Origin of the sequence: Janthinobacterium sp. UMAB-56 (assembly GCF_900095265.1) — a bacterium.
Lineage (GTDB): Bacteria > Pseudomonadota > Gammaproteobacteria > Burkholderiales > Burkholderiaceae_D > Janthinobacterium.
Map to the genome: position 1 here is coordinate 24,607 of NZ_LT607655.1, position 15,306 is coordinate 39,912.

A 15,306-nucleotide genomic window follows, 5' to 3' on the forward strand; every position below is an offset into this window, starting at 1 on the left:
GGGCTTCATCGAAAACGCGGAGTATGTTATTCTTGGCATGTTCGTTTTAAGTAAGAGTTTTAGGAAGCCCGCCTTGTACGCGGGCTTTTTTTCGTCCGTGCTTATTGCGCCTGCTGGTGCAGCGTTTCTTTCAGGAGGTAGCCTTCGAGCGCCCAGATCTTCTGCTCGGCGTTCAGACGCGCCACTTCCTGGCCGATTTCGGCGTCAAAGTTTTCCGGACTGGCACAAGCGCTTTCGCCGGTGACGGTGAAACCATTGCGCAGCACCAGGACGCAGAACGTCAGCAGATGCAGCGGCGGGGTCGAGCCATCGTCGACACCGCCATCGATGGCCGCGCCGCGCACGCCGTCAGCGGCCGTGAAGTAGTGCGTCTGTGCGATGGCTGCTTGAATGTCTGCTGGCGTGATGCGCGGCGCAGTCTTGCCCTTGGCCTGGATTTGCTGCTCGATTTCTTGATCGTTCATATTTCGCTTTCGATGTGTCGCCCGACCCGGTGAGCGACTGCCCGTCTTTCTCGTGCTTCCTTGCGCTGCATCTGCTGCACTTTTGATGAAGCGCAGACCTGATAGCTATCTGCGCTGCCATCCTGTAGCTGTCGGGGACTGCTTCCCGCTACGACGGCGGATCAGACGTGTTCATGTACTTGTCCGCCGCCTCGCGCAGCTTGTTGGTGTCGCGATACAACTGCGAACTCGCTTTAGCCCGCGCTTGCCCCTCTGGCTGGGCCTTGGCTGCCAGGTTGGCTCTGTCGCTCAGGCGCCATACGCACACTGCCTGCAGTGCGTAATCCGCTGCCGTCGCGCGCTGCTCTTTTTTCATCCTGTCCCTCGTCTTTCTGCGCCGGCGCTATCGGCCGGCCTATCGGTCTGATTTCGTACATTGGTTCCGCCTCTATTCCGTTAAACCCGCATGTGCATCTTGGGGATGACGCCGAAGCTCGGGCGGCAAGGCAGCAACTGGGACCGGCGGCGCGGGCCACCGTTGGGCCCTTCGCGACGGCTGCCTGGTTGGCTACCATGACGTTGCTGGCGCGCCCAATGCAACAAGCTCTGGCGGGCCTGGTCGCTGCGCGTGACGCCAGCTGCGGCGCATGCCTGCAAGATGGTTTTCTCTTCCTCGGGGTCGAGGTAGGTTTTCAACAGCTTCGTGCGGGTGGTGATACTCATGGGTTTCCTTTTAAAAGTGGATCTGGACTACGGGTACTGCGGTACTAAAAAATAGGGCGGGATACACCAACGTGTTAAATTACTAATTCCACAAAGCAATTAACTTGAAAGGTGTATCCCATGACTATTTGCCCTCACTGCAATCAGCAAATCGGCTCACTAACCATCCAGGCCCATACTGGCTATGCGCAAGGAGGAAGCTGGAAATGCATCACACTGGATTGCCCGAAATGTCACAAAGTTCTATCGGCGCAGATCGATCCAATCGCAATTAAATCGGATACGATCAACGCAATTAAACAGCGGTAGCCGAGCGGCAGCTGCACTCTGCTGCATTGCCTTTGCCTGCGCAGGCAGGCGAATGACGTACTTCCTGGCATCCCACCATGCCTTCCGCGCGCGGCGGACTCGCCAGGTGGGTGCGGTTCGAACCGAAGGGCATGGCTTCCACCTTGATCAGCACGCCGAACAGCTTGGCGACCAAGTGGACGGGGAGGACGCGCCAGCGCGCGTGGGTGGTGGTGCGGTTCATGGCTTTTCCTTTGGTTCGAGCGACGGCGGGGTGGCGGGCAGCACGACGCTGCGCGCTGGGACGGTGTCGAGGATGTTGGTGGGGGATGGGGGCTGGCGGCCGGCGTGGCCATGAGGGCGGGCGACAAGTCCGGGTGACTGGTTTAGGCGCAAATATTCCCAATCAACCTTCGCATTGAGTGCCTCGCACCGTGAGGCGCCATTTGAAAATTTTTCAATTTCAGGACATTTGTCCGCCGGAGCGTACCCGCGTTTGATCCACTCATAAACCGACACTGGACTGATCCCAAAATGGGCGGCCACTGCCGCAACACCCCCAGCACGAGCAATGGCTTCTTTGACTTGGGCTTGTGTATTCATAGGCTAATTATCAGGTTAAACCTAATAATTAGTCAAGGTTAAACCTTCTTTATTTTTGATAGGCTATGCCTTATGAAATTTCCTGAAATATTGCGGGCTCGCCGTAAAGAACTGGGGCTTACCCAGCAAGACATAGCCGATATCTGGGGCATAAAATCCGTCAACGTTTCCGACTGGGAGCGAGGAAAGGGTATGCCCGAAACAGCACGCCTCGGCGCACTAGCAAAACGCCTAGGGATGACCATCTCGGAATTGATGGGGGAAGCTACGCCTCGCCTTGACGCAAAAGATCGCACTGACGGCTCACGTGGAGCATCAAAGGTTAATGCGATTCACCCTGACGACCCGATGGACGATGACGTGGTCTACGTCCCGGAGTCGCGGATTGAATTTGCTGCAGGCAATGGCCGTAATGCCATGTATGAGCTGATCGAGGATCAGGAGCCGGCAAGCTACCGCCTGTCCTGGTTTCAAAAATACGGAATCAACCCCGAGCGCGTGCGTCGTTTCCGCGTTTCCGGCGAAAGCATGGAGCCGATGCTATTTGATCGAGATACCATCCTTGTCAATACAGACGAAGTAAACATTATTGATGGAAAAATGTACGCCATTCGATACGGCGACGAACTGCGGGTAAAGTATCTTTTTCGAAAACTTGACGGCACACTGACGCTTCGTAGTGTCAATCCACTGTTTAAGGACGAGGAAGTGCCGTCGCAGCTTGCGAATGAACACATATCCATAATAGGTCGGGTACGCGACCGCAGCGGGACAGGCGGGCTTTGAAATTTTCCGCGACAATTCGATAGATTTCCACATAGAAATATTTCATATAATGCAGCGGTGTAGCGTTGCGCCGAATGCTGAGCATAGGGAATGAGATGAGTAAATTATTCGTAGCAATCGCAGTGCTTTTTATCTCGGGATGTGCCACTCAGACGGGAGTCATATCCACCGGGCAGGATTCATATATGATCCTCAACCAAGGCACAGGGTTCTGGGCATCGTCGAGCACGTTAGTTGCAAATGCTACCCGCGAAGCTGGAAATCATTGTGCGAACCAGCGCAAACAGCTGGAGATTCTATCAACACAAGAGCGCCCAGTTGGGTTGCGACCTGGCGCCTACCCTGAGGGAGAAATTCGTTTCGCCTGCAAATAAAAAACACTACGCCCATGCTAGTACGGACAAGGCGCAACAGTAAGTCACCCTGTCGATAACTAAAAAGTAAAAATGAAAACAATAACCACGCTTGCGATTGTCGCTTTACTCGCAGCATGTCAGTCTGTAAGTGATGTTGTGCCAGCTGGGCAAGATACCTACCTGGTCGGTGCCACCGTCCGTGGCGGCATGAGCTCAGATGCCGAAGTAACTGCCATCAGCATCCGGCGTGGCAACGAGTTTTGTGCCGCTAAAGGGAGGCGCTTTGAGATCATGAATGCCGCCAACTCCGGCACACAAGGATGGACGCCGCAGCAGTCGCAAGTGATGTTTCGTTGCGTGGATGCGCAGATAGGCAACCCCTTATGATCTCGGGCACCTCTCAATAGCCCCCTCATAAACCCACGAAATGTGGGTATTTTTTCGCCCGTTGATTCGGACGCGGGATTGCTCTCAACAAAATTTCAAATAATTTAAGGTCAAACCTTGATTATTTATAGGTTAAGCCTTGCATTAAATTAAGGTTTAACCTAATATTCAATCCATCGACGCACCACATCAACCGATGGAGAGAAAATGTCACACACCGCCAGCCTCACCGCCACACCGTTCATCACCAGCACCACGACCACCGATGTCGGCAGCCAGTCCTTCATCCCGCCAGCGTTCCAGCCTGGCTTCATTCCTGCCGCAATCGGCGCCGCTTTTGCCGGCGGCATCTATGCCGGCATCATCCGCGGCGTGGATGGCAGTCCTGATCAGCACCTGGTTCTGGTGGAAGGAGAGGGCGTTGATTTGTCCTGGTCTGCCGCCGGCGCTTGGGCAGAGTCCGTGGGCGGTTCGCTGCCGACGCGCGCCGAGCAGGCGCTGCTGTTCGCCAACCTGAAAGACCAGTTCAAGTCGGACTGGTACTGGTCGGGCACGCAGGCCGGCCCCTCTCACGCGTGGGGTCAGGATTTCGACTATGGCGGCCAGAACGACGACCACCGCTCGTACGAGGGCCGCGCCCGCGCCGTCCGCAGATTGCCAATTTAATCCTTTATCCATTTCCTTTTCGTCCCGACCACGACATCCCAACACGGAGCCACTCATGATCAGCAATGCCGCCACGCCTTGTGCTACACCAGGCGCTGCCATCCCTCTCTCTACCTGTTCCCTTTGCCATCGCTCAGTCGATGCCAACAGCAATGCACGTGCTGACGCCATTGTCAGCGGCTTGCTCGACGCCGAATTGTGGCCGGTCGATAGCGAGCTGGTCACCGAAATCCGCGCCATGTTCCTGGCCCATTGGGGCATGGATAAGGGGCAGGCTGATGCGCGGATGTCCCGCCTCTATTACAGCTCGGCTGCCGCTTTGGTCCCCGTGGCCGGGCCTGGTGCCATTGGCAGTGTTTACGCTGGCGGTATCTATGCCGGGATCATGCGCGGCGTCGATGGTGCGCCTGACGAGCACCTGGTGCTGATGTCAGGTCAAGCCGAGGGTGTGACCTGGGATGCGGCGTGCGCCTGGGCCAAGTCGATTGGTGGCGAGCTGCCAAGCCGTCGCGAACAGCGCTTGCTGTTCATCAACCTGAAAGATGAATTCAAGGCTGAGTGGTACTGGTCCGGTGAGCAGGCCGGCCCCTCTCACGCGTGGTATCAGGTTTTCACCGATGGCAACCAGCTCAACCTCAGCCTCCGCTCGTACGAGGGCCGCGCCCGCGCCGTCCGCAGATTGCCAATTTAATCTTTTATCCATTTCAGCATGAGATCCGCCATGACTCTCGAAAACATTGCCTCAGCGTTGCCCGGAAATGCGCAAAGCTCTCCGCCGGACCGCGTGCGGCGCGTTTCCCTCGCCATGCCAAGCAAGGCGCTCTGCCTCGTTGGTGCCACCTACAGCCTGGCCAATGGCCGTGGCGAACGGATTGCAATGGTGTCGGTTGTGCCTCAAGGGCTGGGCGCCACGCGTACCGCTGCAGCTCGCATGGCGTACTCATCGGAAATGGCTGGAGTGATGCGTACCGCCAGCTTGGACTATGAATTATCCGGAGCGGTGGCACCGGAAACGGTCAGCTTGATGCGCCGCTTGCTCGAAGACATAGGTGCGGCATGAGTGCCCCGGACTTGCTTTTGATGATTCGGCACTGCGCCGCTGATGCGCACGCAAAGGAAGCAAGTGATGTGGATGCGCGTGCGCACGCTTTCATCGCTGCCTTGTCGGGCGCGTTGGAGCAGCACGATGCCATCGGTGCAGAAATGGTGTTTTCAATTCTGAGCATTACCCCAAAAGGAGATGCCAAATGATGGCCTTCACCGTCACCGTGCGCAGTGCAGGGCGCCTGCTGACGTATCCAGCCATCGGCAGCGACAGCTGCGCCGTGCACATGGCCGCCCTGGATCGATTCGGCGCCTGTTCCATCACCGTCAAACCAGCGTAAGGAATTGCCATGCGCAAGATGATCACCCTGCTGCACATGTATCGCCACTTCCGGCGCCTGGGCGCAGGCCAGTTTGGCTCTGCCCTCAAGGCTGTACGCGTCTACCAGACTGGATTCTGATATGCCGCGCGCCGATCCGGACCGCGCCGCACTGGAAATTGCGCACCACGCGCTGCAGACCACCATGTCGCTCGACGACATGCTGAAGCAGCGCCACTACGAACTGATTTTGAAATGCCTTGCCCGCCGGCACATGCAGCGCCGCGCGCGCATGGATGTGAAAAAGCTGCAAGCCAACGATCACGACTGATTTTAACCACGAGGAAACCATGGATATCAATACCCCAGCAGCACTTGTAAATACCCCGGGCGCCATTGGCGCTGCATTCGGTGGCGGCTTCTTCGCCGGCCTGATTAAAGTCGATGGCAAAGCATTCGCCCTGGTCGTGTCGCCAAAGCTGTTCGGTGAGTTCAAGGGCCGCTGGATCGCATCAGATGAAAGCGTGCCGGGCGCCGAGGATTATGCCGATGGCCTGGCCAACACGAACGCCATGGCCGCTGCTGGTAGCGAACTGGCCAAGACGGTGCGCGGTAGTGTCATCGAAGGCTTTGATGACTGGTATATCCCGGCTCGCGACGAGTTGGAGCTGATCTATCGCAACCTCAAGCCGACTGATTATGAAAACTCCGCCTCGTTCCGTGATGGTGAAAACCCGAGCAGCATGCCGATGGGGCGGCACTACACGGAAGATTGGCCGGCGCAGACCGGCGTGGCCGACTTCCGCGAAGGCGGCACGCAGGCGCTGGACGCGGTCTGGCACTGGTCCAGCACGCAGGCCGGCCCCTCTGGCGCGTGGGGTCAGGATTTCAGCCTTGGCTGCCAGTTCACCAACGGCCGCTCGTGCGAGGGCCGCGCCCGCGCCGTCCGCAGATTAGAAATTTAGCCCTTTAACCATTTCAACATGGCCAACCATACCGACCTGCCGATTTCCAAAGTTGCTTACGACCTGCTGGTGGTGGCAACCGACCTGACAAAAAATATGCCCCGCGACTTCAAGGCATCGGTCGGCAAGGAAATCCGCGACGAGTGCGTGCGCTTGACGGTGCTGATCTTCCGCGCAAACGTCGCGGGCGACAAAACACCGTACCTCGACAAGCTGCTCGAGCGCGCGCAGGTGATCGAGCTGCTGTTCCGGCTTTCCAAGGATCTGCGCTTTATCTCCGTCGCGCAGTATGCGCGGGCCATCGCACTGACCAGCATGATCGGCAAGCAGGCCGGCGGCTGGAGGAAATACACCGCATCGTCGCCTGCATCTTCCCGGTCAAGGCCGAGTTGACTGTGCGAATTTTTAATCTGGTCGTGCCGCTGGCTCACAAGGCCACCGCTATGCGCACCACAGTAACCACCTGGCGGCGTCCAGGCAGGCCTGGCGCAGTTTCCCCACTGATCGGCATGGCTTTCGGTGGGGCGACGTAGATAGCACGAATTGACGCAGGCCGGCCCCTCTAACGCGTGGAATCAGAATTTCAACAATGGCAACCAGAACAACAACAACCGCTCGTACGAGGGCCGCGCCCGCGCCGTCCGCAGATCATCCCGATGCGGACTTCACGCTCGAGCAGCTGGCCGTCGCATATTTCGACTGCCGCCGCAGCAAACGCAATACCCCCAGCGCCCTGGTGTTTGAGCAGCACCTGGAGCGTAACCTGATCAACCTGTTCGATGACTTGCAGGATGGCTCGTATGCGCCCGGCCAGTCGATTTGCTTCGTCGTCACGCGCCCGAAAGCGCGCGAGGTGTGGGCGGCCGACTTCCGTGATCGCGTCGTGCACCACCTGCTGTACAACAAAATCTCGCCTCGCTTTTACGCTTCGTTCATCAAGGACACCTGCGCCTGCATCCCCGGGCGCGGCACGATGTACGCGGCCAAACGCCTCGAGGCGAAGATCCGTAGCGTCACGCAGAACTGGGCCCGCCCGGCGTTCTACCTCAAGTGCGACCTGGCCAACTTCTTCGTCGCCATCGACAAGGACGTGCTGCGTGGGCAGATCGCCGCGCGCGTCAGCGAGCCCTGGTGGCTGCGCCTGGCCGAAACGATCCTGTTTCACGACCCGCGCGAGAACTACCAGCTGCGCGGCGAGACCGACATGCTGGCGCGCGTGCCAGCGCACAAGCGCCTGGTCAATCAGCCAGCGCACCTGGGCCTGCCGATTGGCAACTTGTCGTCGCAGTTCTTCGCCAACATCTACCTCGATGCACTGGACCAGCATGCCAAGCACAAGATCGGCGCCCGGCACTACATCCGCTACGTCGACGACTTCCTGCTGTTGCACGAATCGCCGCAATGGCTGGGTGCAGCGCTGGTCAACATCAACGAGTTCCTGCCCCGCGTGCTGCACGCCAACCTCAACCCCAGCAAGACGATCCTGCAGCCGATAGCGCGTGGCGTCGACTTCGTCGGCCAGGTCATCAAGCCTTGGCACAGCCGCACACGGCGCCGCACCGTGCGCGAGGCGGCCAGCCGTATTGCCGGCATCCCGGCGGCCGACGTGTTCGCGGCGGCCAACAGCTACTTCGGCCTGCTGCGCCAGGCGGACAGCAGCCACGCTGACCGTGCGGCGCTGGCGCGCGCGGTGATGCGGCGCGGGCATTGCGTCAACGGGGCGCTCACCAAAACCTATAGGAAATCCGCATGAAGCGCGACCTCTTCACCATGGCCCTTGACCTGGGCAACGAATTGATCATCGACAACTTCGCCGGCGGCGGCGGCACCAGCACCGGACTGGAACAGGCATTCGGCCGCCCGGTAGATATCGCCATCAACCACGATCCCGAGGCGCTGGCCATGCACGCAGCGAACCACCCGCACACCACGCACCTGTGCGAGAGCGTGTGGGACGTCGATCCGATCAAGGTGACGGGAAATCGTCCGGTGGGCTTGGTCTGGCTCAGCCCCGATTGCAAGCATTTCAGCAAGGCCAAGGGCGGCAAGCCCGTAGAAAAACGCATCCGTGGTCTGGCATGGGTGACGTTGCGCTGGGCTGCCAAGTGCAAGCCCAGGGTCATCATGCTGGAAAACGTCGAGGAATTCAAAACGTGGGGCCCGCTGCTGGTCGAGGCCGACGGCAGTGCCAAGCCGGACCCGGCCAAGAAGGGTAAGACGTTCGACAGCTTCATCCGCCAGCTGCGCGCGCACGGCTATACCGTCGACTACCGCGAAATGCGCGGCTGCGACCACGACACGCCCACCATCCGAAAGCGCTTCTTCCTGGTGGCGCGCCGCGACGGCATCGCCATCAAGTGGCCAGAGCCTACCCATGGCGCGCCGGACAGCATCGGCGTGCGCGCCGGCAAGCTGCGGCCGTACAGAACTGCGGCCGAGTGCATCGATTTCAGCCTGCCATGCCCGTCGATCTTCGAGCGCGACCGGCCGCTGGCGCCGGCCACGCTGCGCCGCATCGCCAAGGGCATCATGCGCTACGTGGTCGACGCGGCCGATCCGTTCATCGTCGGTGCTGGCGGCCCAGCGCGCGCTGGCGAGCCGCGCCCGACGGCCCGGCCGTTCGGTACGCTGCTGGCGCGCAACGACAGCTACTTCTGCGCGCCGACCATCGTCCCGGTAACGCACCAGGGCGGCGACCGCACCGAATCCATCGGGGAACCGTTCCGCACCATCACCGGCGCGCACCGCGGCGAGAAGGCGCTGGGCGTGGCCACGTTGGTGCAGGTGGGATACGGAGAGCGTGAGGGCCAAGCGCCGCGAGCGCTGGACATTGAGAAGCCGCTGGGCACCGTCGTCGGCGAGAGCAAGCACGCGCTGGTATCTGCCGTGCTGGTCGATGCCGCCCATGGTGAGGTATCGCCTGGCGGTGTAAAGCGCTGGGGGACGGGTGCGCACGACGTCGAGGCACCGCTCGGTACCGTGACGGCCAGCGGCAACAAGGCCGTGGCCACCGCGTTCCTGGCCAAGCATTACACGGGCGTCGTGGGTTCCGACCTGGCCGATCCTATCGGTACGATCACCGCCTGCGACCACCACAGCCTTGTGACGGCTTTCTTGACCGAGCACGCCAACGCGAGCAATCAGCGCGTGATGCCGGCCGACGAGCCGCTGCGCACCATCTGCGCCCAGGTCAAGGGCGGACATTTCAGCATGGTGTCTGCGCATATCCAACGCGACATGGGCGCCAGCGTCGGCCACGCCGCCGATGCGCCGCTCGGCACGGTCACGGCTGGCGGCGGCAAGTCGGCTCTGGTCACCAGCAATATGATCAAGCTGCGCGGCACCAGCACGGCGGCCGGTACCGACGAGCCGCTTGGGACTGTCAGCGCCGGGGGCCAGCACCACGCCGAGGTGCGCTCGTTCCTGCTGGCCTATTACGGCACCGACCAGTCGCAAGGCCTGGCCGATCCGCTGGCCACCGTCACCAGCCGCGACCGGTTCGGCCTGGTAACAATCCACGGCCAGGACTATCAGATCGTGGATATCGGCCTGCGCATGCTGCAGCCGCGTGAGCTGTTCCGGGCCCAGGGCTTCCCCGACGATTACATAATCGGCGATGACCCCGCCCAAGGACTGAAACTGACGAAGAGCGCCCAGGTGCGCATGTGCGGCAATTCTGTGTGTCCGCCCATGGCAAAGGCGCTGATTCTCGCCAACTTCGCGCATGAGCGCGAGATTGCGAGGGTCGCATGATGTACGACCTCGCCCGAGTCGAACGCCAGCACCAGGCAAACAACAAGGGACCGGTGTATTCGCTAATCCGCAAGCGCTGCGCCTGCGGCAAGGTCAGCACCGCGCGACAGCTGCGCCAATATGGTCGCTGTGTGACCTGTGTCCGGAGTACGCCATGACGAAATGCATCACCAGCGATAAATGGCGCGGCGAGCGTGACGAGCCTGTCAACCCGTCCACCGTGCGCTACAAGGCGCAGGAAGCGACCGCGCCCAGCTGCGAAGGCTGCCTGTTCGAGCGCTCCGTGGGCGTGTGCTCGACGGCCGCCGCGATGGCCGTGGCCAACGACCAGCCGGACTGCGACGACCGCTCACCGGCCGGCACGACCTACATCTACGTGCTGGATAAAAGCGATCCGCGCCAGCTCGACCTGATCAAACCCCTGAAACATCTGGAAAGCACATCATGAGCACTATGACCGAAGTACGAAAATTCCTGCGCCTGCCCTCGGTGATCGAGATCGTCGGTATCCAGCGCACGGCCATCTACGACCGCATCAAGAAGGGCACCTTCCCTGCGCCAATCAGCCTGGGCCCACGCGCTGTAGTGTGGGATTCGACAGCAATTGCCGCATGGCAGGAAAAAATTATCGAGGATGCGCGCGCGCCGTCGGCAAAAAACTAATGGGGGTAGAAATGGGGGTAGGAGAAAAAGAAAAAGCCCCTCTAGAGGGGCTTTTTCAAAATACTGGCGGAGACGGTGGGATTCGAACCCACGATACAGGTATAAGCCGTATGCATCCTTAGCAGGGATGTGCCTTCGGCCACTCGGCCACGTCTCCTAGCTGATTACTCAACTATGTCTCTGTAGCTAACTGCGCTGCAGCGACGAACGTCATAATATCGATTGCCCCCCCTTTGGTCAAGGGCGTGGGGCAATATTTTTAGATATTTAAGCTTTTTCCAGCTCGAACGCCTTATGCAGCGCGCGCACGGCCAGTTCCATGTACTTTTCATCGATCAGCACGGAAATCTTGATCTCGGAAGTGGAGATCATCATGATGTTGATGCCCTCTTCCGACAGGGTACGGAACATTTGCGACGCCACGCCAACATGGCTGCGCATGCCCACGCCGACGACGGACAGTTTCGACACTTTAGCGTCGCCCGTGATGCTGGCCGCGCCCAGCGATTCGCGGTTCGTTTCCAGCACGGCCAGCGCGCGCGTGTATTCGCCGCGCGAGACAGTGAAGGTGAAGTCCGTTTTACCGTCGACCGACTGATTCTGTATGATCATGTCGACTTCGATATTCGCGTCCGCCACCGGTCCCAGGATGTGGTAGGCCACTCCCGGGCGGTCGGGCACGCCGAGCACGGTGATTTTGGCTTCATCGCGGTTGAAGGCGATGCCGGAGATGACTGCTTGTTCCATGTTTGTATCTTCCTCAAACGAAATCAGGGTGCCTGAATTGGCTTCTATTTCCAGCGGCAACATCGGGTCGGTCAGCGACGACAGCACGCGCGTGGGAACGCGGTAGTTGCCGGCGAATTCCACCGAACGCGTTTGCAGCACTTTGGAGCCCAGCGAAGCCAGTTCCAGCATTTCTTCAAAGGTGATGGTCTTCAGGCGGCGCGCCTCGGAGACCACGCGCGGGTCGGTCGTGTAGACGCCATCAACGTCCGTGAAGATCAGGCATTCTGCCGCCTTCATGGCGGCGGCGATGGCCACGGCCGAGGTGTCGGAACCGCCGCGACCCAGGGTCGCGATGTTGTCGTGTTCGTCGACGCCCTGGAAACCGGTAATGATGACAATCTTGCCCGCATCGAGGTCGCGTTTGACTTTTTCGTCATCGATCGACTGGATGCGTGCCTTGGTAAAGGCGGAATCGGTCTTGATCGCGACTTGCCAGCCAGCATAGGATACGGCTTGTTTGCCGATCGCCAGCAGTGCCATCGACAATAGGCCGACGGACACTTGTTCGCCTGTCGAGGCGATCATGTCAAGTTCACGGGGATCGGGTTGATCCATGATTTCCTTGGCCAGTCCAATCAGGCGGTTGGTTTCGCCCGACATGGCCGATGGCACCACCACGATTTGATGCCCAGCGTCGTGCCACTTGGCAACGCGCTTGGCGACATTCTTGATACGGTCAGTCGAGCCCATCGACGTACCGCCATATTTGTGGACGATTAATGCCATAAGAGTGAAGTTTCCGCTCAAGAAGAATAAAAAAGGAGGGCTTTACTCTACATGCCGCAATGCAAAATAACAAGCTAAAAAGCGCATTAGCTCATACCGATTGCGCATATGGAAATAACCAATCCATGCAGTCGGGAGCGCATGGGCAGCCACTTGGCGGCCACCCCGGGAGTGGCCGTGGCGGCTGCCCTTACGCTCAGCAGGAGACCCAGCGCAGGGCGACGCGAGGACGATCCAGCAGACTCAGGCAATGGCAGTCGAGGCCAATACCTGCCGCGAACAGCAATTGTTGCGCCGCACAGACAAGGGGCAGGCGTTCACGTTCCCAGGCGGGCACGTCAAACGCCTGGTAGTGGTATTTCAAGCTCTTGGTGGGACGGTTCAAGGCCAGTTTCAGGCGCTCGCCGCCCTGGCGGAAGTCGATGGTCAAGGTTTGAGCTTGCAACCAGGCAATATCGATGCCTTGCCCGCCCGCTTCCACCGCATCGAAATGCAGCACGCCTCCGTAGGCGGGGAAGGCCAGGCTGGCTTCGCCCTGCCAGGTAAATTGCTGGCCGGCTTTTTCCAGACCCGGGATGCCGACATCGCTCTTGTCGCGCATGCCGGCCAGCTCATCGAGCTTGGGCGTCAGGTACAGCCGGTCGCGGTGGCGCCGCACGTGGCATTCGGGATGCGTCACCAGTAGTTGTGCATCGGGCCGCGCCTCTAACAGTTGCGCCAGCATTTCCGCCAACCATGCCGTCGACGGCATGCGCAAGCCGCGCGTGCCGAACCAGTGGCGCAGCAGGTTGTAGCAGCGGTCCGCACTCAGCTCGCGCAATTTCGCCAGCTCGATGCAATCGCCGTCCAGACAGTTTGCCAGGTCTTGCGTCGCCAGTTCCGTCAGCAGGCGCTGCGCCGATTGCGCGTGCTGGGCGCTGCGGGCGAAGCGTTCCTGGAATCCAGGAAAGGCCTGCGCCAGCACGGGCATCACCTGGTGTCGCAAGGCATTGCGGGCGAAACGGGGATCGTCGTTCGATTCATCATGGATGTGCACAATCGCATGCCGCGCCACATACGCTTCGAGCTGTTTGCGCGAGACGGGCAGCAGCGGGCGCGCCATCACCAGGTCCGGGTTGCCCAGCAGCTCGGGCGCGCTGTTGGCGCCATCCATGCCGGACAGTCCAGCCGTGCCGGAGCCGCGCAGCAATTGCAGCAGCACCGTCTCGGCCTGGTCATCCTGGTGGTGGGCCGTCAGCAGCAGGCGCACGCCATGCGCCGCGCACAGCTCGCCCAAGGCCGCGTAACGGCGCTTGCGGGCGGCCTCTTCCGTACCCGTCTTCGCATGCTTTTCCAGCGTGACCTTGCGTGCTTCAAAGGCGATGCCCATGCTGGCGCACAATTGCTCGCAGTGCAGCAGCCACGCATCCGCATGCGGGCTCAGGCCGTGATGCACGTGAAACGCGTGCAAGGCCACGCCGTGCTCCTGCGCCCAGGCATGCGCCAGGTGCAGCAGGGCCGAGGAATCGAGGCCACCGCTGAGGGCGATGCCGACGGGACTGCCAGCGGGCGGCAGGCAGGCGTCCAGCGCACCGGCAAAGATAGCGGCGACGGTGGCGGTTTGTTGCTTTTTCAATGTGGACTCCGGGAATGCAAAGAGGGACAGGCGGCTAAACGGATGGTGTCGTTTAGCGGACTGTCCCTGGAAATACTAATTCATTGCAGGCGAAAATCAGGGGTCAGACCCGACGGGACTCGGCGTCCCCGTCTAACCCCAGCATTTTGCTGCGTAGCCAATAACGCTTACTCGCTCGGCGTGGTTTCCTTGAACTTGCCGTAACTCAGCAGTTTTTCATGGCGCGCAGCCAGCAAGTCCTTGGTTTTCATGCCGTGGAACTGGCGCAGGGTGTCGGCCAGTGCGCGTTTCAGCAAGGTGGCCATCTGTTTCGGATCGCGGTGGGCGCCGCCCAGCGGCTCGTTGATGATCTTGTCGATCAAGCCCATGGCTTTCAGGCGGTGGGCGGTGAGGCCCAGCGCTTCGGCCGCGTCGGAAGCACGCTCGGCGCTCTTCCACAGGATAGAGGCGCAGCCTTCCGGCGAAATCACGGCATAGGTCGAGTATTGCAGCATCAGCACGGCATCGCCCACGGCAATCGCCAGTGCGCCGCCGGAACCGCCTTCACCGATGATGGTGGCGATCAAAGGCACTTTCAGCTCGGCCATCACGTACAGATTGTGGCCGATGGCTTCCGACTGGCCGCGCTCTTCCGCGTCGATGCCGGGGAAGGCGCCTGGCGTATCGACGAAGGTGAAGATGGGCAAGTTGAACTTTTCAGCCACTTTCATCAGGCGCATGGCCTTGCGATAGCCTTCGGGCTTCGGCATGCCGAAATTGCGCATGGCGCGTTCTTTCGTGTCACGGCCCTTCTGGTGGCCGATGACCATGCACGGCTGGCCGTTGAAGCGGGCCAGGCCGCCCACGACGGACAGATCGTCCGCGTAGCTGCGGTCGCCATGCAATTCGTGGAAATCAGTAAAGATTTCATTCACGTAATCCATGGTGTAAGGGCGCTGCGGGTGGCGCGCGATCTGCGCCACTTGCCATGGCGTCAGCTTGGCGTAGATATCTTTGGTCAGCTGCTGGCTCTTCTTGGCCAGGCGGTCGATCTCTTCCGAGATATCGACGGCCGAATCGTCTTGCACGAAGCGCAACTCTTCGATCTTGGAATCGAGTTCCGCGATCGGCTGTTCAAAATTGAGGAAAGTCGTTTTAGTCATTGTACCTCCAGGTTTTACCGGCCACGGCGCCAGGGCG

22 protein-coding genes and 1 tRNA gene are annotated in these 15,306 nt (G+C 60.1%); 14 read left to right on the forward strand and 9 right to left on the reverse strand.

Going from position 1 to position 15,306, the window contains the following annotated elements:
* Window positions 1–101 precede the first annotated feature (101 nt).
* The 5 genes from K0F85_RS10995 to K0F85_RS11015 all read right to left on the reverse strand — a co-directional run bounded on the left by K0F85_RS10995 (window position 102) and on the right by K0F85_RS11015 (window position 2,057).
* On the reverse strand, window positions 102–464 hold the full coding sequence (locus K0F85_RS10995) for a Gp49 family protein (protein ID WP_219116101.1): 363 nt from the start codon (window positions 462–464) through the stop codon (window positions 102–104).
* Between the two features lie 148 nt (window positions 465–612).
* A complete protein-coding gene (locus K0F85_RS11000) occupies window positions 613–819 on the reverse strand; it encodes a hypothetical protein (RefSeq protein ID WP_219116102.1) in 207 nt (68 codons plus the stop codon).
* Between the two features lie 80 nt (window positions 820–899).
* Window positions 900–1,166 carry a hypothetical protein gene (locus K0F85_RS11005; RefSeq protein WP_219116103.1) on the reverse strand — a complete coding sequence of 89 codons (267 nt, stop codon included), beginning with the start codon at window positions 1,164–1,166 and terminating at the stop codon, window positions 900–902.
* A gap of 295 nt (window positions 1,167–1,461) precedes the next feature.
* Window positions 1,462–1,698, reverse strand: coding sequence for a hypothetical protein (locus K0F85_RS11010; protein ID WP_219116104.1), 237 nt, complete (start codon window positions 1,696–1,698; stop codon window positions 1,462–1,464).
* Window positions 1,695–2,057, reverse strand: coding sequence for a YdaS family helix-turn-helix protein (locus K0F85_RS11015; protein ID WP_219116105.1), 363 nt, complete (start codon window positions 2,055–2,057; stop codon window positions 1,695–1,697). Before K0F85_RS11015 ends, K0F85_RS11010 begins: the two co-directional genes overlap by 4 nt.
* A 72-nt stretch (window positions 2,058–2,129) precedes the next feature.
* Between K0F85_RS11015 and K0F85_RS11020 the strand changes: the two genes are divergently transcribed.
* From K0F85_RS11020 to K0F85_RS11085, 14 genes are all read left to right on the forward strand, one after another.
* On the forward strand, window positions 2,130–2,843 hold the full coding sequence (locus K0F85_RS11020) for a LexA family transcriptional regulator (RefSeq protein WP_219116106.1): 714 nt from the start codon (window positions 2,130–2,132) through the stop codon (window positions 2,841–2,843).
* 446 nt (window positions 2,844–3,289) lie between these two features.
* On the forward strand, window positions 3,290–3,586 hold the full coding sequence (locus tag K0F85_RS11025) for a hypothetical protein (protein ID WP_219116107.1): 297 nt from the start codon (window positions 3,290–3,292) through the stop codon (window positions 3,584–3,586).
* Window positions 3,587–3,793: 207 nt separating this feature from the next.
* Window positions 3,794–4,252 (forward strand): DUF1566 domain-containing protein, encoded by a 459-nt coding sequence (locus K0F85_RS11030; RefSeq protein WP_257572693.1) that lies wholly within the window; start codon window positions 3,794–3,796, stop codon window positions 4,250–4,252.
* A 55-nt stretch (window positions 4,253–4,307) separates the two neighbouring features.
* On the forward strand, window positions 4,308–4,943 hold the full coding sequence (locus tag K0F85_RS11035; RefSeq protein ID WP_219116108.1) for a hypothetical protein: 636 nt from the start codon (window positions 4,308–4,310) through the stop codon (window positions 4,941–4,943).
* 30 nt (window positions 4,944–4,973) lie between these two features.
* A complete protein-coding gene (locus K0F85_RS11040) occupies window positions 4,974–5,312 on the forward strand; it encodes a hypothetical protein (protein ID WP_219116109.1) in 339 nt (112 codons plus the stop codon).
* A complete protein-coding gene (locus tag K0F85_RS11045; RefSeq protein ID WP_219116110.1) occupies window positions 5,309–5,503 on the forward strand; it encodes a hypothetical protein in 195 nt (64 codons plus the stop codon). The genes K0F85_RS11040 and K0F85_RS11045 overlap by 4 nt, the downstream gene beginning before the upstream one ends.
* Entirely contained in the window at window positions 5,500–5,637 is a 138-nt protein-coding gene (locus tag K0F85_RS11050) for a hypothetical protein (protein WP_175445109.1), read from the forward strand. Before K0F85_RS11045 ends, K0F85_RS11050 begins: the two co-directional genes overlap by 4 nt.
* 121 nt (window positions 5,638–5,758) lie before the next feature.
* Window positions 5,759–5,947: a hypothetical protein gene (locus K0F85_RS11055; RefSeq protein WP_219116111.1), complete on the forward strand. Its 189-nt coding sequence runs from the start codon at window positions 5,759–5,761 to the stop codon at window positions 5,945–5,947.
* Window positions 5,948–5,966: 19 nt separating this feature from the next.
* Window positions 5,967–6,581 (forward strand): DUF1566 domain-containing protein, encoded by a 615-nt coding sequence (locus tag K0F85_RS11060; protein ID WP_219116112.1) that lies wholly within the window; start codon window positions 5,967–5,969, stop codon window positions 6,579–6,581.
* Window positions 6,582–6,599: 18 nt separating this feature from the next.
* Window positions 6,600–6,974, forward strand: a complete 375-nt coding sequence (locus K0F85_RS11065) for a four helix bundle protein (RefSeq protein ID WP_219116113.1) — start codon at window positions 6,600–6,602, stop codon at window positions 6,972–6,974.
* A 196-nt stretch (window positions 6,975–7,170) separates the two neighbouring features.
* Window positions 7,171–8,334, forward strand: a complete 1,164-nt coding sequence (locus K0F85_RS11070) for an RNA-directed DNA polymerase (RefSeq protein ID WP_257572694.1) — start codon at window positions 7,171–7,173, stop codon at window positions 8,332–8,334.
* Window positions 8,331–10,334 carry a DNA cytosine methyltransferase gene (locus K0F85_RS11075; RefSeq protein WP_219116114.1) on the forward strand — a complete coding sequence of 668 codons (2,004 nt, stop codon included), beginning with the start codon at window positions 8,331–8,333 and terminating at the stop codon, window positions 10,332–10,334. Before K0F85_RS11070 ends, K0F85_RS11075 begins: the two co-directional genes overlap by 4 nt.
* Before the next feature lie 154 nt (window positions 10,335–10,488).
* Window positions 10,489–10,782 carry a hypothetical protein gene (locus K0F85_RS11080; RefSeq protein ID WP_219116115.1) on the forward strand — a complete coding sequence of 98 codons (294 nt, stop codon included), beginning with the start codon at window positions 10,489–10,491 and terminating at the stop codon, window positions 10,780–10,782.
* Window positions 10,779–10,997, forward strand: coding sequence for an AlpA family transcriptional regulator (locus K0F85_RS11085; protein ID WP_219116116.1), 219 nt, complete (start codon window positions 10,779–10,781; stop codon window positions 10,995–10,997). The genes K0F85_RS11080 and K0F85_RS11085 overlap by 4 nt, the downstream gene beginning before the upstream one ends.
* Before the next feature lie 64 nt (window positions 10,998–11,061).
* Here the strand turns inward: K0F85_RS11085 and K0F85_RS11090 are convergent.
* The 4 genes from K0F85_RS11090 to K0F85_RS11105 form a co-directional block, all read right to left on the reverse strand.
* A tRNA-Ser gene (locus tag K0F85_RS11090) sits at window positions 11,062–11,154 on the reverse strand.
* A 110-nt stretch (window positions 11,155–11,264) separates the two neighbouring features.
* Complete coding sequence (locus K0F85_RS11095; protein WP_219116117.1) at window positions 11,265–12,512, reverse strand: aspartate kinase; 1,248 nt, start codon at window positions 12,510–12,512, stop codon at window positions 11,265–11,267.
* Window positions 12,513–12,708: 196 nt separating this feature from the next.
* Window positions 12,709–14,127: a tRNA lysidine(34) synthetase TilS gene (gene tilS / locus K0F85_RS11100; RefSeq protein WP_219116118.1), complete on the reverse strand. Its 1,419-nt coding sequence runs from the start codon at window positions 14,125–14,127 to the stop codon at window positions 12,709–12,711.
* Window positions 14,128–14,294: 167 nt separating this feature from the next.
* A complete protein-coding gene (locus K0F85_RS11105; RefSeq protein WP_034756951.1) occupies window positions 14,295–15,269 on the reverse strand; it encodes an acetyl-CoA carboxylase carboxyltransferase subunit alpha in 975 nt (324 codons plus the stop codon).
* Window positions 15,270–15,306 lie beyond the last annotated feature (37 nt).